This window comes from Polaromonas sp. (assembly GCF_018780625.1).
Lineage (GTDB): Bacteria > Pseudomonadota > Gammaproteobacteria > Burkholderiales > Burkholderiaceae_C > Polaromonas.
Window position 1 is genome coordinate 1 of sequence record NZ_JADMJK010000017.1, and the last position, 20,116, is coordinate 20,116.

At 64.5% G+C, this 20,116-nt stretch carries 19 protein-coding genes and 2 pseudogenes; 15 read left to right on the forward strand and 6 right to left on the reverse strand.

The features are described 5' to 3' along the window. The 4 genes from IV091_RS01455 to IV091_RS01470 form a co-directional block, all read right to left on the reverse strand. Window positions 1-768 (reverse strand): ATP-binding protein (locus IV091_RS01455; protein ID WP_293464230.1); only part of this gene is annotated, 768 nt, incomplete at its 3' end. Window positions 769-1,030: 262 nt separating this feature from the next. Further along, the gene (locus IV091_RS01460; RefSeq protein ID WP_293464232.1) at window positions 1,031-3,208 is read right to left on the reverse strand and encodes a malate synthase G; all 2,178 of its coding nucleotides are present in this window, start codon (window positions 3,206-3,208) and stop codon (window positions 1,031-1,033) included. Window positions 3,209-3,258: 50 nt separating this feature from the next. Continuing rightward, the gene (locus IV091_RS01465; RefSeq protein WP_293464234.1) at window positions 3,259-4,044 is read right to left on the reverse strand and encodes a sulfite exporter TauE/SafE family protein; all 786 of its coding nucleotides are present in this window, start codon (window positions 4,042-4,044) and stop codon (window positions 3,259-3,261) included. Then, window positions 4,041-4,763: a haloacid dehalogenase type II gene (locus tag IV091_RS01470; RefSeq protein WP_293464236.1), complete on the reverse strand. Its 723-nt coding sequence runs from the start codon at window positions 4,761-4,763 to the stop codon at window positions 4,041-4,043. Before IV091_RS01470 ends, IV091_RS01465 begins: the two co-directional genes overlap by 4 nt. A 211-nt stretch (window positions 4,764-4,974) precedes the next feature. Here IV091_RS01470 and IV091_RS01475 point away from each other — a divergent pair, with 211 nt between their 5' ends. Then, window positions 4,975-5,955, forward strand: a complete 981-nt coding sequence (locus IV091_RS01475; RefSeq protein ID WP_293464238.1) for a tripartite tricarboxylate transporter substrate binding protein — start codon at window positions 4,975-4,977, stop codon at window positions 5,953-5,955. Between the two features lie 23 nt (window positions 5,956-5,978). Here IV091_RS01475 and IV091_RS01480 read toward each other — a convergent pair whose 3' ends face one another. Further along, window positions 5,979-6,917 carry a LysR family transcriptional regulator gene (locus IV091_RS01480; RefSeq protein WP_293464240.1) on the reverse strand — a complete coding sequence of 313 codons (939 nt, stop codon included), beginning with the start codon at window positions 6,915-6,917 and terminating at the stop codon, window positions 5,979-5,981. A gap of 114 nt (window positions 6,918-7,031) precedes the next feature. On the opposite strand from IV091_RS01480, the pseudogene IV091_RS01485 reads away from it, so the two are divergent. The 13 genes and pseudogenes from IV091_RS01485 to IV091_RS01545 all read left to right on the forward strand — a co-directional run. After that, a pseudogene (locus IV091_RS01485) lies at window positions 7,032-7,940 on the forward strand (ketopantoate reductase family protein); the annotation flags it as partial. A 42-nt stretch (window positions 7,941-7,982) separates the two neighbouring features. After that, the gene (locus tag IV091_RS01490; RefSeq protein WP_293464263.1) at window positions 7,983-8,381 is read left to right on the forward strand and encodes a VOC family protein; all 399 of its coding nucleotides are present in this window, start codon (window positions 7,983-7,985) and stop codon (window positions 8,379-8,381) included. A gap of 12 nt (window positions 8,382-8,393) precedes the next feature. Next, window positions 8,394-8,876, forward strand: coding sequence for a MaoC family dehydratase (locus IV091_RS01495; protein ID WP_293464242.1), 483 nt, complete (start codon window positions 8,394-8,396; stop codon window positions 8,874-8,876). A gap of 60 nt (window positions 8,877-8,936) precedes the next feature. Further along, complete coding sequence (locus tag IV091_RS01500; RefSeq protein WP_293464244.1) at window positions 8,937-10,193, forward strand: CoA transferase; 1,257 nt, start codon at window positions 8,937-8,939, stop codon at window positions 10,191-10,193. A 20-nt stretch (window positions 10,194-10,213) separates the two neighbouring features. After that, entirely contained in the window at window positions 10,214-11,035 is an 822-nt protein-coding gene (aroE, locus tag IV091_RS01505) for a shikimate dehydrogenase (RefSeq protein WP_293464246.1), read from the forward strand. Between the two features lie 54 nt (window positions 11,036-11,089). Then, complete coding sequence (locus tag IV091_RS01510; RefSeq protein WP_293464248.1) at window positions 11,090-11,791, forward strand: TetR/AcrR family transcriptional regulator; 702 nt, start codon at window positions 11,090-11,092, stop codon at window positions 11,789-11,791. Between the two features lie 120 nt (window positions 11,792-11,911). After that, the gene (locus IV091_RS01515) at window positions 11,912-12,442 is read left to right on the forward strand and encodes a TRAP transporter small permease (protein ID WP_293464265.1); all 531 of its coding nucleotides are present in this window, start codon (window positions 11,912-11,914) and stop codon (window positions 12,440-12,442) included. A 16-nt stretch (window positions 12,443-12,458) separates the two neighbouring features. Next, window positions 12,459-13,739: a TRAP transporter large permease subunit gene (locus IV091_RS01520; RefSeq protein ID WP_293464250.1), complete on the forward strand. Its 1,281-nt coding sequence runs from the start codon at window positions 12,459-12,461 to the stop codon at window positions 13,737-13,739. 94 nt (window positions 13,740-13,833) lie between these two features. Beyond that, entirely contained in the window at window positions 13,834-14,838 is a 1,005-nt protein-coding gene (locus tag IV091_RS01525; RefSeq protein WP_293464252.1) for a TRAP transporter substrate-binding protein, read from the forward strand. Between the two features lie 64 nt (window positions 14,839-14,902). Beyond that, the gene (aroQ, locus tag IV091_RS01530; protein ID WP_293464253.1) at window positions 14,903-15,361 is read left to right on the forward strand and encodes a type II 3-dehydroquinate dehydratase; all 459 of its coding nucleotides are present in this window, start codon (window positions 14,903-14,905) and stop codon (window positions 15,359-15,361) included. A gap of 20 nt (window positions 15,362-15,381) precedes the next feature. Then, a complete protein-coding gene (locus IV091_RS01535) occupies window positions 15,382-17,298 on the forward strand; it encodes a sugar phosphate isomerase/epimerase and 4-hydroxyphenylpyruvate domain-containing protein (protein WP_293464255.1) in 1,917 nt (638 codons plus the stop codon). A 44-nt stretch (window positions 17,299-17,342) separates the two neighbouring features. Further along, entirely contained in the window at window positions 17,343-18,176 is an 834-nt protein-coding gene (locus IV091_RS01540) for a ThiF family adenylyltransferase (protein ID WP_293464257.1), read from the forward strand. A 95-nt stretch (window positions 18,177-18,271) separates the two neighbouring features. After that, window positions 18,272-19,237 (forward strand): LysR family transcriptional regulator, encoded by a 966-nt coding sequence (locus tag IV091_RS01545; protein ID WP_293464259.1) that lies wholly within the window; start codon window positions 18,272-18,274, stop codon window positions 19,235-19,237. Between the two features lie 20 nt (window positions 19,238-19,257). On the opposite strand, the gene IV091_RS01550 is transcribed toward IV091_RS01545, so the two are convergent. After that, a complete protein-coding gene (locus tag IV091_RS01550; RefSeq protein WP_293464261.1) occupies window positions 19,258-19,890 on the reverse strand; it encodes a LysE family transporter in 633 nt (210 codons plus the stop codon). A gap of 134 nt (window positions 19,891-20,024) precedes the next feature. Between IV091_RS01550 and IV091_RS01555 the strand changes: the two are divergent. Beyond that, window positions 20,025-20,116: pseudogene (locus tag IV091_RS01555) on the forward strand (ArgP/LysG family DNA-binding transcriptional regulator); the annotation flags it as partial.

The window sequence follows — 20,116 nt, forward strand, 5'->3', positions numbered from 1 at the left end:
CTTGCGTTCGCTGCCATTAATGGTCATCGTGCCCGCGTTCCAAACGATCGTGGTGCCGCCCGCTGGTGCATCCAGCAATTGCTTGAGCGCGGCAGCATGCACGCTACTCCGCTTTTGCTCCCGTTCGGTACCCTGCAGCAGCCGCAGCACTTGCGGGGTGACTTGCGGGGTGACTTGCGGGGTTGTGCCATCGATGGGTTCGGCATAGGGCAAGACCACGCGCACGAAGCTTTTACGAATTTCAAAAACATCTTTGCCGTAGGCTTGGACGATGCGCAGAATGCCGGAGCCCAAATGCTCAACGATCTCCAGATCACGAAACACCCGCATGATTTCTTTGTTGCGGGGCACCGAGCCGCCGCTGAAAAAGTCTTCTTCCTCGACGCCATAAGGCAGGCCACCCATGGCGGTGATTTCTACCCGGTCAGAGAAGAATTCGATCTTGGGAACGGCGCCATAGGAGTAGTCGTTGTGAACAATGGCGTTAATGACGGCTTCGCGCATGGCGATGGAGTTGATCATTTCGCGTTCCTGGCGCAGGGGGTAGCCGATCTTGGTGAAGATGGTGTTTTCTACCTCTACCCGATCCAGAACGGCTTTCAGCGCTTTGACCAGTGAGCAGCGGCCATAGTCACGGTTTTCCACCAGGTGCATGCGCGTGGTGTCGGTGTATTTGGCGACTTGAATGGAAATTCCGTTGTTGTCGGCCAGTAAATAGGCGGCGTAATTGGGCTTATCGTCTGGCGTGAGCAACTCCAGATTTTTCATGAAGGCATCGTTTAAATGCAGGCCACGGGCTTCGTAATAGATGCGCAGCTGCTCAAAGCTGGAGTGTATCAACGGGCATTTTGAGCGTTATTGGGGTTCCTTTGCTTCAGTCCATCTCCAAGACGCGCGAAATAAAGAAACCCCGTCTGCGCAATGGCAAACGGGGCTTGGTAGTGGCTATTTTATACGGCAAATAGGCCTACATTGCATACTCTGCAGGTGAAGATTGCTATTTAATCAATAGCAACCCGCACCACCAAACTCAAGCCGTACCCGCCTTCACCTTCAGCCGCCAGGCATGCAGCAGCGGCTCGGTATAACCGCTAGGCTGCTCCAGGCCCTTGAACACCAGGTCGCAAGCCGCCTTGTACGCCGCCGACGTATCAAAGTGCCCGGCCATCGGCTTGTACAGCGGGTCGCCGGCGTTCTGGCCGTCAACCACGGCGGCCATGCGCTCGAAGGTTTCGGTGATCTGCTCTTTTGTCACGACACCGTGGTGCAGCCAGTTGGCCATGTGCTGGCTGGAAATGCGCAGCGTCGCGCGGTCTTCCATCAGCGCGATGTTGTGGATGTCGGGCACCTTGGAGCAGCCCACGCCCTGGTCGATCCAGCGCACCACGTAGCCCAAAATGCCCTGTGCGTTGTTGTCGAGTTCCTGCTGCTTTTCGGCGGCGGACCAGTTTGGCTCGCTTGTCACGGGAATGGTCAGCAGGCCGTTGAGCAGGTTGTCGCGCTCGGCGTTGGCGTCAATCTTTTCGAGTTCCTTTTGCACATCGGACACCAGCACCTGGTGGTAATGCAGCGCATGCAGCGTGGCGGCGGTCGGGCTGGGCACCCAGGCGGTGTTGGCGCCGGCTTTGGGGTGGGCAATTTTTTGCTCCAGCATGGCGGCCATCAGGTCGGGCATGGCCCACATGCCCTTGCCGATCTGCGCCTTGCCGCGCAGGCCGCAGGCCAGGCCGGTCAGCACGTTGTTTTTCTCGTAGGCGGCAATCCAGGCGGTCGATTTCATGTCGCCCTTGCGGATCATGGGGCCGGCCTGCATGGCGGTGTGCATCTCGTCGCCGGTGCGGTCCAGGAAGCCGGTGTTGATGAAGGCCACGCGCGCGCCGGCTTCGGCAATGCAGGCTTTCAGGTTGACGCTGGTGCGGCGCTCTTCGTCCATGATGCCGAGCTTGACGGTGTTGGGGCTCAAGCCCAGCAGCGCTTCGACGCGGCCGAACAGTTCGGAGGCAAACGCGACTTCAGCCGGGCCGTGCATCTTGGGCTTGACGATGTAGACGCTGCCGGTGCGGGAGTTGCCCTTGCGCTGCAGGTCGTGCATGGCAATGGTGACGGTGACCACGGCGTCCAGGATGCCTTCAGGGATTTCCTTGCCGCCTTCGTACAGGATGGCCGGATTCGTCATCAAATGGCCGACGTTGCGCACAAACATCAGCGAGCGGCCATGCAGCGACACCGGCTGGCCGTTGGCGCCCGTGTACTGGCGGTCGGGGTTCAGCCCGCGCGTGAAGGTCTTGCCGCCCTTGCTGACTTCCTCGGTCAGCGTGCCCTTCAGGATGCCGAGCCAGTTGCTGTAGGCCAGCACTTTGTCTTCGGCATCGACCACGGCCACCGAGTCTTCCAGGTCCAGGATGGTGGACAGGGCGGACTCAATCACCAGGTCGCTGACGCCGGCGGCATCGGTTTTTCCGATGGTGGTGTCGCGGTTGATGATGATGTCGATGTGCAGGCCGTTGTGCACCAGCAGCACCGACGTGGGCGCGCTGGCGTCGCCTTGGTGGCCGACAAATTGGGCCGGGTTCGCCAGGCGGGTAGCGCCGCCTGGCAGCGCCACGACCAGCTGGCCGGCTTCCACGCGGTAGCCGGTGGCGTCTTGGTGCGAGCCGCTGGCCAGCGGGGCGGCCTGGTCGAGCAGATTGCGGGCGAATGCAATCACCTTGGCGCCGCGCACCGGGTTGTAGCCCTTGCCTTTTTCGGCGCCGTCGGTCTCGGGAATCGCGTCGGTGCCGTACAGCGCGTCATACAGCGAGCCCCAGCGCGCGTTGGCGGCGTTCAGCGCGTAGCGCGCATTCAGAATCGGCACGACCAGTTGCGGGCCGGCCTGCACGGCCAGCTCGGCGTCGACGTTGGCGGTGGTGATGGCGACGGTGGCGGGCTGCGGCACGAGGTAGCCGACGCCTTCCAGGAAAGCGCGGTAGGCCGGCATGTCGGTGATCGGGCCGGGGTGGGCGCTGTGCCAGGCGTCCAGTTCGGCCTGCAGGCGGTCACGCTCGGCCAGCAGGGCGATGTTCCTGGGGGCCAGGTCGGCCACGATGGCGTCCACGCCGGTCCAGAATTGGCTGCTCTCGACGCCGGTGCCCGGCAGCACCTGTTCGTTGATGAAGCTGAAGAGTTCGGTCGCCACCTGGAGGCGATGGCTGGTGGTGCGTTCGGTCATGGTTTGCGTTTCCTTTGAAAAATAAACGGGGAGATGATGGGATGGCCGGGTCAGGCCAGCGCCTTGAAAAAATAATACAGGCTGAGCGCGCTGCCCACGGCAATCACGATGCGGCGCAGCCACGGCCCCTGAATCTTGCGCGCCAGGCGGGCGCCGGCGTAGCCGCCCAGGCTGGCGGTCAGCAGCATCACCAATGTGTGTGGCCAGCTGACGGCGCCGGCCACCACAAAGGTGACCACGGTGACACTGTAGATCACCGCCGACAGCAGGTTTTTCAGTGCGTTGATGTGCTGCACGTCTTCATGCCCGCCAATCGCCAGGCTGGCCATCATCAGGATGCCCATGCCGGCGCCAAAAAAGCCGCCGTAGACCGACACCAGCAATTGCACCCCCCAGCCGATGGGTGAGCCCGCGCCGTGGCCAGTTTCAGTGGTTGCGGCTGCCGGGGCACGCCTGCGCTTCAGGGCGGCCGACAGCTGCGGGCTGAACGCAAACAGCGCCGTGGCAAAGGCCAGCAGCCAGGGAATCAGCGCCGAAAAGCGCGCGTCACCGGCCGCCAGCAGCAGCAAGCCGCCCGCCACGCCGCCCAGCAGCGACGCGATGCCCATGGGCAGCAGGTAGCGCTTGTAGCGCGCCAGTTCCTGCCGGTAGGCCCAGGCGCCCGTCAAACTGCCGGGCCACAGCGCGACCGAATTGCTGGCGTTGGCCACCACTGGCGGCAGGCCCACGGCCAGCATCGCCGGGAACGAAAAAAACGTGCCGCCGCCAGCCACCGCATTGACCGCGCCGGCCGCAAAGCCGCCCGCGCCAATCAGCAACGCGTCCAATGGCGTCATGCCTGCGCGCCTTGCAAGCCGGGCAGCGCCAGCACATCGCGCAGGTTGCTCCCGGTGTGCACGGGCGGCGTGCCCAGGGTTTCAAACGGCAACTGGTAGCGGTTGACCCACAGCGTCTGGTAGCCAAACCAGGTGGCGGCCAGCGCGTCCCAACTGTTGCAGCTGACAAATGCAATCTGCCGCGCCGGCAAGCCGGTGGCCTGCAGGCCCAGCGCGTAGGCGTCGGGGTGGGTCTTGTACTTGCGGATCGCGTCAACGCTGAGCACATGGTCGAGCAGGCCGTCCAGCCCGGCGGACTTGACCGCCAGCGCCAGCATGGCCGGATCGCCGTTGGACAAAATGCCGGTCACGATGCCGCGCGCTTTCAGGGCTTGCAGCACGTCCTTGTTTTCGGGAAAGGCCGACAAATGCCGGTACTGGTTCATCAGCCGGTCCTCGCGCTCGGCCGTCAGGTCCAGTGCCAGGCGCAGGCAGGCGTAGCGCAGGGCGGCGCGCGTCAGGTCCCAGAACGGCTGGTAGTGCGCGCCGTGGCTGCTGGTGGTGACCAGGTGGGTGTACTCGATCTGCTTGTCGCGCCACAGCACGCCCAGCGCCTGGCCGCGGCCGGGGAACAATTGCTCGGCCGCCAGGCCCACGCTGTACACGTCAAACAGCGTGCCGTAGGCGTCAAACAGCACGGCGCGCAAAGGGGCGGGCGTATGGGTGGCGGGTTTTTCCATGAACTCTATGGTATTTGATACTTGATAAAAGATTATTGACATCAAAATGAGTTAATACATGACCAAATCAAGCCTAATGCCGTGGGCGCCTGTGGCCAGGGCAGCGCTCCCGTCGTTCGTGTCCTATATGCTTGGCGGCAAGCAAATGCGCCACTGCCGCTGGCCTGCATTGACGCATTCCGCATTCACATCAACTACAACGGAGACTCCCATGACCCATTTTTCCCTTCACCTCACACGCCGCCAGACCCTGGCCGGCCTGGCTGCTGCGCTGGCCTTGCCCACGGGCGCCTGGGCCCAGTCTGATCGCGTGGTCAAGTTCATCCTGCCGGTGTCCGCCGGTTCGGGCGTCGACGGCATTGCCCGCGCGTCCAGCCAGGCGCTGTCCAAGGCACTCGGGCAGGCGGTGGTGATCGAGAACCAGCCCGGCGCCGGCGGTGTGGTCGGCACCGCCGCCATGATCAAGTCCGCGCCCGATGGCCTGACGCTGTCCATGGTGTCCAACAACCATGTGATCTACCCCAGCGTGCTCAAGTCGCTGCCGTTTGACCCGGTGGCCGACATCACGCCGATTGCCGTGATCGGCGCCACGCCGCTGGTGCTGGTCGTCAACCCCAAGGTGCCGGCCAGGGACATGAAAGAGCTGGTCGCGCTGTTCAAGGCCAACCCTGGCAAGTACAACTACGCCTCGTCGGGCAACGGCACCATCCTGCACCTGGCGCCCGAGATGTTCAAGGACGTGACCAAGACCTTTGTCACCCACATTCCCTACCGCGGCGTGGCGCCCATGGTGCAGGACATCATTTCCGGCCAGGTCGACATGGGCGTGCTGGCGCTGCCGTCGGCGCAGGCGCACATCAAGGCCGGCACGATGCGCGCCATTTGCGTGTCGGCGCCGGCCCGCATTCCGGCCGCGCCCGACATTCCCACGTCCACCGAGCAGGGCTACCCCGGCTACATGGTGGAAGGCTGGATCGCCGTGATCGGCCCAAAGGGGCTGCCGGCCGACCAGGTCAAGCGCATCAACGCGGCGGTGGTGGCGGCGTTTTCCACGCCCGAGGTCAGGGAGTCCATGGCCAGGCAGGGCAACACCATCAACATCTCCACGCCCGAGTTCGCGCTGGCGCACTTCAAGTCGGAAATGGTGAAGTACGCGGGCCTGGTCAAAAAAGCCGGCGTGGTGCCGCAGTAAGGCGGGCGCTGGCCGCCCGGTTGTCACGGGCTGGGAGCGCTCTTCATGAACAATTCCGCGCACACGCCGCGCAGCCAGCGGCTGGCCGCATCATGGTGGTAGCGGGCGTGCCAGTACTGCTTGACGGTGAAGCCGGGAATCCCGAACGGGCAGGGCAGCACCTGCAAGCCGTTCGGGCCGGCGGCGTGGGCCAGGGTTTCGCCGATGTGGCGGGGCAGCGTGGCGATCAGGTCGCTGGTCGACAAAATCGCCGACAGGCCCAGAAAACCCGGCAATTCCAGCCGTAGCTGGCGCGTGATCTGCTGCGCGGCCACGGCGCTTTCAAGCAGCTGGTGGCCGGTGCCCGAACTGATGCTGATGTGCGCTTCCTGCTGGTACACAGCCAGGTTCCAGTGCTTTTCCCCCGCGCCCCGCACGCGCGGGTGCTGGGCATTGGCCAGGCAGATCCAGTCTTGCGCATACAGGGTTTGCTGGTAAAAGCCCGTGTCCAGCCAGGGCAAAAATCCCACGGCCAGGTCGGCCTCGCCACTTTGCAGCGCCTGGGCCAACTGCGCATCGATGCGGCTGGCCTGCAGCGACACGCCGGGCGCCACCGCCCGCACATGGGCCAGCAGCCGGGGCAGTAGCGTGATGTGGCTGGCGTCGGTCATGCAGATTGAAAACCGCCGCTGCGCCGTGGCCGGCTCAAACCCGGCGCCGGCCTGCGACAGCCGCTGCAGCCCGTCCAGCACCTCGCGCACCGTGCCTATCAGCGCGTCGGTGCGCGGCGTGGGCAGCATGCCTCCAGCGGTGCGCACAAACAGCGGGTCGCCCAACTGCGCGCGCAGCCTGGCCAGCCAGATGCTCACGGTGGGCTGGCTCTGGCCCAGCGCCTCGGCCGAGCGCGTCACGCTGCGGGTGGTGTAGAGCTGGTCCAGCAGGCGCAGCAGCTTGATGTCGAGCAGTTCAAATTCGGGGCGCATGGGCGAGTCTCCTGGCTTTATTGTGATTGGCAATGGACATTATTAAAACGCCCCCATGGACAACATGATGGCGTGTGCCCAGAATCCGGGTTCTCGATCAACAAGGAGCTGGCTGTGAAAATTTGCATATTGGGCGCGGGCGCCCTTGGTTGCGCCCTGGGCGGCGTGCTGACCGAAGCGGGCAATGAGGTCTGGCTGATCAACCGCAACGCCGACCAGGCTGACGCCATGAATAGCCGCGGCCTGCTGCTGCGCGATGGCGGCGTGGACCGGGCGGTGCCCGTGCATGCGGCCACCACGGCAGCGCCGGTGGGCGTGGCCGATCTGGTGGTGGTGCTGGTCAAGTCCTTTCACACACGCGAAGCGATGGAGGCGGCCACCTCGCTGCTCGGGCCCGACACGGCCGTGCTGTCGCTGCAAAATGGGCTGGGCCATGAAGACATCCTGGCCGAGATCGTGGGCCGCGAACGCGTGCTGGCCGGCAAGACCTATGCCGGCGGCTCCCAGCTGGCGCCCGGCCATGTGCTGATAGGCACGCGCGGCAAGGACACGCACATTGGCGAGCTCGACGGCTCGCGCAGCGAGCGGGTGCAGCGCATTGCCGACACCTTCAACGCCGCCGGACTGGAAACCTTTGTCAGCGACAACATCCTGGGCACCATGTGGGACAAGCTGCTGATCAATGTGGCCACCGGCGCTTTGAGCGGCATCACGCGCCTGACGTACGGCGAGCTGTACCAGCGGCCCGAACTTGAAGCCTGTGGCGTGGCGGCGGTGGCCGAAGCGATGGCGGTGGCCCAGGCCAGCGGCATTGTGCTGAGCATCACCGACCCGCGCGATGCCTGGCGCAAGGCCGGCGCCGGCCTGCCGTATGCGTTCAAGACCTCGATGCTGCAAAGCCTGGAAAAAGGCTCGGTCACCGAGATCGACTTTGTCAACGGCTCGGTGGTGCGCTGGGGGGCGCGCTGCGGCGTGCCGACGCCGGTCAACCAGACGCTGGTGGCCTGCATCAAGGGCCTGGAAACTTCCGCTCCCACGCTGACCGCGTCTCCTGAATCTGCCGCCATGCCCCGTAGCCAGAAGTCCTATGTCGAACACGTCGCCGTGCGCGTCAAGGACATCCAGTGGCACATCGACTTTTTCCATGACGTGCTGGGCATGGATGTGCGCGAGGTCGATGGCCCCGCCGACGCACCGCAGCAGGTCTGGACGGTTGGCGGCATGCAGCTGATGCACACGCCCGGCTTTGAAGCGCCGCCCAGCAACGACGCCGGCTGGCTCGCCCATCTGGGCATCATGGTGCAGGACCTCGAATCGGCGCTGGTGGACGCGCAAAAGTGGGGCGTGAAAGAACTGCCGCAGGGCCGCAACTGGCTGCAGCTGCCCGACGGCCTGGCCGTTGAGCTGATTCAGGCGCATGGCAACAGCGTGGCCGAAGCCCTGGCCATCCAGGCCCGCGTTTGAAAGACACCCCCCATGCCCAAGCCCAACATCCTGTTCAGCACGCCCGAAAAATACTGGGACGACGCCCAGGTCGGCGACGAATGCACCAGCCCGACCTATACCGTCACGGCCGAGCGCATTGACGCCTACGCCGAGCTGACCGGCGACTTCACGCCCGTGCATGTGGACGAGGCATACGCCAAGGCCTCTCATTTTGGCTGTCGTGTGGCGCATGGCCTGATGGGACTGTCGGTGGCCGATGGCCTGAAAACCCAGTGCGAATACCGTTTCTTGCCCGGCATGTCGCTGGGCTGGACCTGGGACTTTCTGCTGCCGATCAAGATCAACGACGTGCTGCACATCACCTTTCATGTCGAAAGCATGCGGGTCTCCAAAAGCAAGCCCGGCTGGGGCATTGTGGTGCTGCCCGCCGTGCTGATCAACCAGCATGGGCAGGTGGTGCAAAAGGGCGAGCACCGGCTGATGGTGCCGCGCCGGCCCACGGCCGCAGTTTGATTTTTACTATTAAAAAAATAGCTGCTAATTAAATTCCAGCGCGGGCTAAGGGCATATTTAATGACTTATTCAGAAAAAACCACGACCACCCGACCCACGCAGGCCCTGCCGCTGGCCGGCTTTCGCGTCATCGACTACAGCCACTTTCTGGCCGGTCCCTACCTCAGCCGCTGCCTGGCGGCGCTGGGCGCCGAGGTGATCAAGGTCGAGCGCCCCACCACGGGCGACGCCGGGCGCCAGCACGCCTATTTCATCAATGGCCAGAGCGGCTACTTTTTGCAGCAAAACATGGGCAAGCAGGGCTTGTGCATCAACCTCAAAGACCCGCGCGGCCTGGACCTGATGCACAAGCTCACCGACACGGCCGATGTGTTTGTCGAGAACTACCGCCCCGGCGCGCTGAAAAAACTCGGCCTGGGCTATGACGCGCTGTCGGGGCGCAACCCTGGTCTGGTGTACTGCTCGATTTCGGCTTACGGCCACACCGGCCCCGACGCGCACCGCGCCGGGTTTGGATTGATCGCCGAAGCCAAGAGCGGCATCATGGCCATGGTCGGCGAGCCCGGCCAGACGCCGCCGCTGCTGCGCGTGTCGCTGGGCGACATGTACACCGGCATTCACGGCGTGGCCTCGGTGTGCGCGGCGCTGCTGGGGCGCGTCAAGTCGGGCCGGGGCCAGCACATTGACCTGTCCTTGTACGACTGCCTGGTGTCCATGCACGACTACGCGGTGCAGTGCTACACGCTTTCGGGCGGCCAGGAAATTCCCGTGCAGACCGGGCACGACATGCCGCAAAGCACGCTCTATGGCGTGTTCACCGCCAGCGACGGCCACCTGGTGATTGCCGCGCAGGTGGACGACGCCTGGAAACGCTTTGCCGGCCTGATAGGCGGCCAGGCGCTGGCCGCTGACGCGCGCTTTCACACCGCGGATGGGCGCAACCAGAACCGCGTGGAAATCCTGGCACTGGCCAGGGCCTGGGTGTCGGCGCGCAGCGTGGCCGAATGCCTGGCCGCGCTGGACGCCATCGACGTGCCCAGCGCCAAGGTGCAGAACATCGAGGAAGTGCTGAACGACCCGCAGATCGTGGCGCGCAACATGGTCATCGCGCAAGACCACCCGGTGCTGGGCAAGGTCAGGCTGCCCAACTTGCCCTTCAATTTTTCGGGCTGCGACACCACCGTGACCATGCCCGCGCCGCTGATGGGCCAGCACAACCGCCGCATCGCCGCCGACCTGGGCTACAGCGAAGCCGACATCGAGGCCTTGCTGAAGGACGGCGTGCTGTACGCCGAAGAAGCGGTTGGCCAGCTGTGATAAACCCAAGGAGACCTCTCATGACTGATCGTTATGCCGTGATCGGCAATCCCATCGGATTCAGCAAGTCGCCGCTGATCCATGGCACGTTCGCGCAGGCCACCGGGCAGGACATCGACTACACCGCCATTGAAGGCCCGCTGGGCGGTTTCGCCGGCGCCGCCGATGCGTTTCGTGCGGCTGGCGGACTGGGCCTGAACATCACGGCCCCGTTCAAGCTGGACGCCTTTGCCTATGCGACCGAGCGCTCCGAGCGCGCCCAACTGGCGGGCGCGGCCAACGCCATGAAGTTTGACGGCGAGCGCGTGCTGGCCGAAAACTTTGACGGCGTGGGCCTGGTGCGCGACGTGACGCACAACCTGAACCAACCGTTAAAGGGAAAGCGCGTCTTGCTGCTGGGCGCGGGCGGCGCTGCGCGGGGCGCGCTGCTGCCCTTCCTGGCGCAGGAACCCGCTGGGCTGGTGATTGCCCATCGCAGCGTGGACAAGGCGCTGGAACTGGCGCGTATCGGCGCCGGCCATGGGGCGGTGCGGGGTTGTGCCTACACCGATCTGGTCGGCCAGCGTTTCGACGTGGTGTTCAATGCCACCTCCGCCAGCCTGCGCGCCGAACTGCCGCCCGTGCCCGCGTCGGTGTTTGCACATTGCGCACTGGCCTACGAGCTGGCCTACGGCAAGGGCTTGACGCCCTTTCTGCGGCTGGCGCAGAATGCGGGCGTTCAGCAACTGGCCGACGGCGTGGGCATGCTGGCCGAGCAGGCCGCCGAAGCCTTTGCGTGGTGGCGCGGTGTGCGGCCCGACACCCGCGCGGTGATCGACAAGCTGACCGTTCCCTTGGTCTGATGTCCCACTGGAGGCCCGCGATCATGTGCTGCAGCGCCGCTTTATACTGCCCGAATGAACGAGTTAGTACATTCCGCGCGCACCGACAAAGCCGCCAAAAAGCCCGTGGTCAGGGCCGCGCTCAAGCCCGCGCCGGCCCCGCGCACCAACGACCCGGCCCGCACCATGGCCGGCATCCTGGAAGTGGCGACCGCCGAGTTTGCGGCCAAGGGCCTGAGCGGCGCGCGCATCGACGCGATTGCGGCCGCCACCCGGACCAGCAAGCGCATGATTTACTACTATTTCGGCAGCAAGGAAGGCCTGTACGTGGCGGTGCTGGAGGAGGCCTACCGCCGCATGCGCCAGATCGAGGCCGAACAGCACCTGGAAGACCTGGCGCCCGAAGCGGCGCTGCGCCGGCTGGTGGAGTTCACCTTCGACCACCACAGCGGCAACCCGGACTACATCCGGCTGGTGATGACCGAAAACATGGAGCGCGGCGCCTACCTGGCGCAAAGCAAGACCATCCAGGAGCTCAATGTGCCCGCCATCCAGGCGATTGCCCGGCTGTATCAGCGCGGCGTGGCCGAGGGGGTGTTCCGGCCGGGGCTGGACCCGATCGACATTCATGCGTCGATCTCGGCCCTGACGTTTTTCAACGTCTCGAATCAGCACACCTTTGGCCTGATTTTCAAGGAAGACGCCCGCACGGCGCAGGCCGTCGCCGCGCGCCGCAGCAGCATCACCGAGATGGTGGTGCGCTTTGTGCGCCGCTAGCGACTTTTGGCATAACAGCTAGCGCCGATTTAAACAATCGGCCTAGGGTAAGCCCTGAGTTTGAAAAACTAACTAGTTAGTACATTACATGTCAGGTGTAAATTCAGGAGACAAACCGTGATCCAGACATTGATAGACAGGTACTGCCGGCTGCTGTCCGCGCTGATGGCGGCCAGCTTGGCGCTGATGGTGGTGCTGGTGTTCACGAATGTGGTGCTGCGCTATGCGCTGAACTCCGGCATTGCGGTCAGCGAAGAGTTGTCGCGCTGGCTGTTTGTCTGGCTCACGTTCCTGGGCGCCATCGTGGCGCTGCATGAGCACGGGCATCTGGGCACTGACATGCTGGTGTCACGGCTGCCGGTACTGGGCAAGAAGGTCTGCCTGGCGCTGGGCCATCTGCTGATGCTGTTCATCTGCTGGCTGATCTTTGAGGGCACGCTGGCGCAGGTCAGGATCAACTGGGACTCCACCAGTGCCGCGATGGAAGTGTCCATGGCCATTTTCTATGGCGCCGGCCTGGTGTTTGCGGTGTCGGGCGGTGTGATCTTGCTCCACGACTTGTGGCGCCTGCTCAGCGGGCAATTGCCGGACTCCGAGTTGATCGGCATCCGCGAATCCGACAACATGCCGCACGGCGACCCCCATCCTTGAACCCGGAGAAACTGACATGACGATCGCTATTTTTCTGGGTTCCCTGCTGGCCGCCATGGCGCTGGGCATTCCCATCGCTTTTTCCCTGCTGCTGTGCGGCGCGGCGCTGATGTGGCACATGAACATGTTCGATGCGCAAATCCTGGCGCAAAACGTGATCAACGGCGCGGACAGCTTTCCGCTGCTGGCCGTGCCCTTTTTCATGCTGGCCGGTGAGGTCATGAACGCGGGCGGGCTGTCGCGCCGCATCGTCAACTTTGCCATGGCGCTGGTCGGGCACATCAAGGGCGGCCTCGGTTACGTGGCCATTGTGGCGGCCGTGATGCTGGCGGCGCTCTCGGGTTCGGCCGTGGCCGATGCCGCCGCGCTGTCGGCCTTGCTGTTGCCCATGATGGTGGCGGCCGGCCACGACAAGGGGCGCTCTGCGGGCTTGCTGGCCTCGGCCAGCATCATCGCGCCCATCATTCCGCCCAGCATCGGCTTCGTGATCTTTGGCGTGGCCGCCAACGTGTCGATTTCCAAGCTGTTCATGGCCGGCATATTTCCCGGCATCTTGCTGGCCCTGTCGCTGGTGGTGACCTGGTGGTATGTGGCGCGCAAGGAAACCGTCTCGGTGCCGCCGCGCAAGTCAAAGGCTGACGTGTTTGCCGCGTTCAAGGACGCCACGTTTGCCCTGGTGCTGCCGGTGATCGTGGTGGTGGGCCTGAAGTTTGGCGTGTTCACGCCGACCGAGGCCGCCGTGGTGGCGGCGGTGTACGCCATGCTGATCTCGACGCTGGTCTACAAGGAGCTCAAGCTCAAGCAGATGTACGGCTTGTTCCTGGCGGCCGCCAAGACCACCGCCGTGATCATGTTCCTGGTGGCGGCGGCCATGGTGTCGGCTTGGCTGATCACCGTGGCGCAACTGCCGGACGAAGTGGTCAGTTTGCTGCAGCCACTGCTGGACAGCCCCAAGCTGCTGATGTTCGCCATCATGCTGCTGGTGATGCTGGTGGGTTCGGCCATGGACATGACGCCGACCATCCTGATCCTGACGCCGGTGCTCATGCCCATCGTCAAGGCCGCCGGAATTGACCCCGTGTACTTTGGCGTGCTGTTCATCATCAACAACGCCATTGGCCTGATTACCCCGCCAGTGGGCACGGTGCTCAACACGGTTGCGGGTGTCGGCAAAGTCAGCATGGACGACGTGACCAAAGGGGTGATGCCTTTCATGATTGCGCAATTCACCATCATGTTCCTGATGGTCCTGTTCCCGCAACTGGTGATGGTGCCGGCCCGCTGGTTTTACGGCTAAGTCCTTCATTTTTTCCGGGTGTGGGGCGTGTCTGGTACGCCTTGCTCCGCACCTCATTTTTTGCGTACTGTGATGAATATTTCAGGAGACAACCATGAAACGCATGATGATTAAAACGATGGTGGCGGCTGCGGCCCTGGCGGCTTTCGGCATGGCTCAGGCCCAGGTCAGCGAACGCACCATCAAGTTCGCCACGCAAAACCCCAAGGGCCACCCGCTGGTGATGGGCATGGAAAAATTTGCCGATATCGTCAAGACCAAATCCGGCGGCAAGATCAAGGTCAACCTGTTCCCCGGCGGCGTGCTGGGCGGCGACGCGCCCAACGTGTCGGCCCTGCAGGGCGGCACGCTGGAGATGGTGACCATGAACTCCGGCATCCTGGCCAGCCAGGTCAAGGAATTCGCCATTTATGACTTCCCCTTTCTGTTTGCCAACAGCAAGGAAGCCGACGCCGTGGTCGATGGCCCGTTTGGCAAGAAAATGCACGCCAAGCTGCCTGAAAAAGGCATTGTGGGCCTGACCTACTGGGAGCTGGGCTTTCGCAACATGACCAACAGCAAACGCCCCATCAACAAGGTCGAAGACTTTGCGGGCCTGAAGATACGCGTGATCCCCAACCCGATCAACCTGGACTGGGTCAAGGCACTGGGCGCCAACCCCACGCCCATGGCCTTCCCCGAGGTCTATGCCGCGCTGGAATCCAAGGCGCTGGACGGACAGGAGAACCCGTACTCCGTGATCTCGGCCAACAAGCTGTTTGAAGTGCAAAAGCACCTCACCGTCACCAACCACGTCTACAACCCGCAGTCCGTCATCATCAGCAAGAAGTTCTGGGACGCGCTGAGCGCTGACGAGAAAAAGCTGATCGGCGACGCGGCCGTGGAAGCCGGCAAATACCAGCGCCAGGTGGCGCGTGAAGCCGCCGGCACAGCGCTGGATGGCCTGAAGAAAGCCGGCATGCAGGTGACCGAGCTGCCCGCGGCTGAAATGGACAAGCTGCGCGACAACATGCGCCCCGTGATCGCCAAGTACGCGGTGTCGGTGGGTCAGGAAACGGTCAAGGAAATCCAGGAAGAGCTGGCCAAGGCCCGCAAGTAAGCGCAGGCCACACGGGTCACCCGCCGCAGGCGCGCGCGGGTGACCCGCTGACGAGAAAAAAATCATGAAAATCCTCATGCTTCACGGCATCAACCACAACATGTTCGGCAAGCGCGACCCGGCGCAATACGGCACCGTCACGCTGGACGAAATCAACGCCAGACTGGCCGCCTTGGGCCAGGAACTCGGTGCAGACATTGAAGCCTTCCAGACCAACAGCGAAGCCGCGATGTGCGAGCGCATTCACCAGGGCTATGCCGACGGCGTGGACGCAGTGCTGATCAATGCCGGCGCCTGGACCCACTACAGCTACGGCATCCGCGACGCGCTGGCGATCCTGACCTGCCCGGTCGTTGAATTGCACATGTCCAACATCCATGCTAGAGAGGCATTTCGCCACGTGTCGGTGTTTGCCGAAATCGTCAAAGGCCAGATTTGCGGCTTTGGCGTGGACAGCTATCTGCTCGCGCTGCGCGCTGCCGTTTCGGCTGCGCAATCGGTCCCCAAGGCTTCAGCCGCCTGACCGACAGAACCGGGTTGCCCATGCGCCATTCAATCGCCACGGTCTCTTTATCCGGAATGCTGCGCGAAAAGCTGCAGGCCGCGGCTGCGGCGCACTTCGATGGCGTGGAAATCTTCGAGAACGATCTGCTTCAGTTCCCGGGAACGCCTGCCGAGGTGGGCCGGATCTGCGCGGACCTCGGTCTCACCATTGACCTGTTTCAGCCCTTTCGCGACTTTGACGCGAGCACGCCGGCCCAACTGGCGCGCAACCTGGAACGCGCCGAACGCAAGTTTGACGTGATGCAGGAACTCGGCACCTCGATGATCCTGGTCTGCTCCAGCGTCCAGCCCGACGCGCTGGGCGACTTCGACCAGCTGGCCGAACAGTTCCAGCGGCTGGCCGAGGCGGCCGGGCGACGCGGCATGTACATTGCCTACGAGGCGCTGGCCTGGGGCAGCCAGATCAAGCACTTTTCCCAGGTCTGGGAAGTGGTCAAGCGCGTCAACCATCGGCACCTTGGACTGGCGCTCGACAGCTTTCACACCTTGGCGCTGCGCGACGACCCGCTGCCGATTGCGCAGCTGCCCGGCGACAAGATTTTCTTTGTCCAGTTGGCCGATGCGCCCTGGGTCAACACCGACGTGCTGACCCACAGCCGCCATTACCGCTGCTTTCCCGGCCAGGGCGAGTTCGAGATGGCCCGGTTCACGCGCGCCGTGCTGGACGCCGGCTACACCGGCCCGCTGTCGCTCGAAATCTTCAATGACGAATTCCGCGCCGCGCCAGCCCGCGCCAACGCGGTCGATGCCAAGCGCTCGCTGCTGTGGCTCGAAGACCAGGTGCGCCAAAGCCAGGCCAGGGATGGCGTGGCCTGCAAGGTGCCGCTGTTCGCCCCGCCGCCGCCGCCCGTGCTCACCGGCTGGGCCTTCGTCGAGTTTGCTGTCGACCCGGCAGCGGGGATGCGGCTGGCAGCCTGGCTGCAGGCCAGCGGCTTTCGCCGCATCGGCCATCACCGTTCCAAAAATGTTGATCTGTATGGCCAGGGCGAGGTTCGCCTGATCGTCAATCTGGAAGAGGATTCGTTCGCCCGCAGCCATTTCGAGCTGCATGGCACCTCGGCCTGCGCCGTGGCGCTGGCCACGCCCGATGTCGCCGGTGCGCTGGCGAGAGCCGAGGCGCTGCAGTGCCCGCGCGTGGCCGGCCGCGTCGGCCACAACGAGTTGACCATTCCGGCGGTGCGCGCCCCCGACGGCAGCCTGGTCTATTTCTGCGCAACGCCGCAGGCGGGTCGCTACGCCTTCGACGCCGACTTTGCGATGGACGAATCGGCCCTGAAGGGTGGCCCACTCGGCGACACGGCGCGCTTCGACCACCTGGTGCAGGCCGTGCCAGCCGGACAGGTAGAGCCGTGGGTATTGTTTGACCGCGCGGTGCTGGGCCTGGTGCCCGAGCGCAACGTGGTCATGCACGACCCCTACGGCGTGATCAAGAGCCGCGAGATCGAGTCGGCCGACCGCGCGGTGCGCGTGTCGATCGTCGTCTCCGAGCGCGACAACACCTCGGTGTCGCGGGCCGTGTCGCGCTTTCGGGGCGCGGGCATGCAGCAGATCGCGCTGGCCGTGACCGACCTGCTTGCCACGGCGCGCGCGCTGAAGGCGCAGGGCGCGCCGCTGCTGCCGATGCCGGACAACTACTACGACGACTTGGCGGCCCGGTACGACATCGACGCCGAGTTGCTGGCTGCCATGCGCGCGCTCGGCATTTTGTACGACCGCGAACCCAATGGCGGCGAGCTGCTGCAGCTCTACCTCACGCCGTTTGACGACCGCTTTCATTTTGAGCTGGTCGAGCGGCGGGGGCCTTATGCCGGTTATGGCGCGCCGAATGCACCGTTCCGCCTGGCCGCCATGGCGCAGTGGCGCCAGACAGCTTGCGAATCTCCGCCCGGACCCTGACCGCCGCAACGCCCCGACGGGCACGCACCACTTACAGAAAAACCATGATCAACGGCAACACCGAACTCATCGCCCACATTGGCTACCCGACGCACGCCTTCAAGGCGCCGATGATCTACAACCCCTACTTTGACCACATCGGCGTCAACGCCCGGGTCATGCCCATGGGCTGCCAGAGCGCGGACTACCCGGCCTTTTTGCGTGCGGTGTTCACGCTGACCAACATCCGGGGCGCGCTGATCACCATGCCGCACAAGGTCGCTACCCTTGGCCTGCTGGACCGCATCACGCCCACCGTGGCCGTTGCGGGCTCGTGCAATGCGGTGCGGCGCGGCGCCGACGGCAAGCTCGAAGGCGACATGTTCGACGGCGAAGGCTTTGTGCGCGGCGTGCTGCGCAAGGGATTGCTACTTGCCGGCGCGCGCGTGCTGGTGGTCGGAAGCGGCGGCGTGGGGTCGGCGATTGCCGCCTCATTGGCAGCGGCCGGCATTGGCGCCATCAGCCTGTACGACATGCACACCGCTTCCTGCGAAGGCCTGGCCGGGCGGCTGAAAAAGCATTACCCCGCGCTGGAGGTTCGCACCGGCTCCAACGATCCGGCCGGCTTCGACCTGGTGGTCAATGCCACGCCCATGGGCATGAACGAGGGCGACCCGCTGCCGATGGACATTGCACGCATTGCCCCGACCACCTTTGTCGGCGAAGTCGTCATGCGCACCGAGATGACCGCGTTTCTCACCGCCGCGCAGGCACGCGGCTGCCCGGTGCAGGTCGGCTCGGACATGCTGTTCGAGCAGATCCCGGCTTACCTGGAGTTCTTCGGCTACCCGACTACCACGCCCGAGCTGCTGCGCGCGGTGGCCCAGCTGCGTTACTGACCTGCCGGCCCGCAGCCGCACTACTTGCCGCATTAAATTGTCGTAATGAGCCCTGCGTGGTGAATGATTCAGCGCTTGTTTGTCCATAATTCGCCATGGCCAAACTCAAGCAGCTCGAATCCTTTGTATCCGTGGTCGCGCGCGGCAGCCTGACGGCAGCGGCGCTTGCCGAGGGCGTGGCGCCCGCCATCATGGGCCGGCGGCTTGATGCGCTGGAGGAACGCCTGGGCGTCAAGCTGCTGGTGCGCACCACGCGGCGCATCACGCTGACGCACGAGGGCAGCGCTTTTCTGGAAGATTGCCAGCGCCTGCTGGCCGACCTGGCCAATGCCGAGGCCAGCGTGTCGGCCGGCGGCGTCAAGGCCAGCGGGCATTTGCGCATCACGGCGCCGGCCGGATTTGGCCGCCGCCATGTGGCGCCGCTGGTGCCCCAGTTCCGGGCGCAGCATGCCGAGGTCACGATCACGCTGAACCTGAGTGACCGCGTGGTCGATCTGGCCGGCGAGGGTTTTGACTGCGCGGTGCGGGTCGGCGACATGCCTGACTCGTCGCTGGTCAGCGTGCGGCTGGCCGACAACCGGCGCCTGTGCGTGGCCACGCCGCGCTACCTGCAAACCCATGGCACGCCGCAGCACCCCGGCGAACTGGCCAAATTTGACTGCCTCACGCTGTCCAGCGAGGCCTCGCAGACGCGCGGCTGGGCGTTTCGCGTTCCGCGCAGCGCCCAAGGGCGGCAACATGAAGGCGTCCTCGCGGACGCGCCGGCGGACGGCGACCCCGAGATCATTCACCTCAAGCCCGGCGGCCCGCTGGATTGCTCGGACGGGCAGGTGCTGCACGACTGGTGCCTGGCCGGCTATGGCATCGCCTGGCGCAGCACCTGGGAGGTCGAGTCGGAACTGGCCGCCGGCCGGCTGGTGGCGGTGCTGGAGGACTTTACCGCGCCGCCCAACGGCATTTATGCCGTGTTTCCGCAGCGCAAGCATTTGCCGCTGCGGGTGCGGCTGTGGATCGATTTTTTGAAGCACCATTACAGTCGGCCCGAGTTCTGGCGCGGCTGATGCAGCGGCAGGTCGAGCGCTTATGCACGCAGCCCGGCCAGCAGCCAGAGCGCGGTGCCCCACATCATCACGGCCACCAGCGCATCGAGCGCGCGCCAGATACGCGGTGAATGGAGCCGCTGCCCCAGGCCCCACATGGCCAGGCCCAGCACGCTGAACCACAGCAGCGAACCGGCTGCGGCGCCCACGCCAAACACTGCGTTGTCCGGCTGCGCATAGGCCAGCGAGGCGGTGCCAATCACCACCGCCGTGTCGAGCCAGGCATGTGGGTTCAGCACCGACAGGGCCAGCGCCAGCCCAACCGCCTGGCGCCGCGACAGGCGCGCGGCCGCGCTGGCCCCCGGTGCGGGCGGCGGTGGCGGCTGCAAAAAACGCCGCATCGCCTGGCCGCCGTACAGCAGCAAGACCAGCGCGCCGGCGCCCGTCATGGCGCCCAGCAGCTTGTCGGACAGCCCGCCCAGCTGCGCCAGCCCGGCCACGCCGGTGGCAATCAGCGCGATGTCGGCCACGATGCAGACCGCAATCGTCAGCCACAAGTGCTGGCGTAGCAGACCCATGCGCATCACATGGGCGTTTTGCGGGCCTATGGCCATGATCAGTGACAGGCTCAGGATCAGGCCGGCAAAAAAAGCGGGGGCGGTAAAGAGAATCATGGTGCGGCGCGGTCAAACGGAGGGGGAAAACAGGGAAACAAACAAGAGGCCACGCCAGTGTCGCGAAAACCCCGCATTGGTTAAATAGAATTAACTAAAATTAGCTTTGCACAATAAAAACTAAAGAGGCTTTCATGCTCGATGCCCGGCAACTCGACGCGCTGGCCGCGGTCATTGAACACGGCAGCTTTGGCGCCGCCGCCAAGGCGCTCAGCCTGACGCTGGC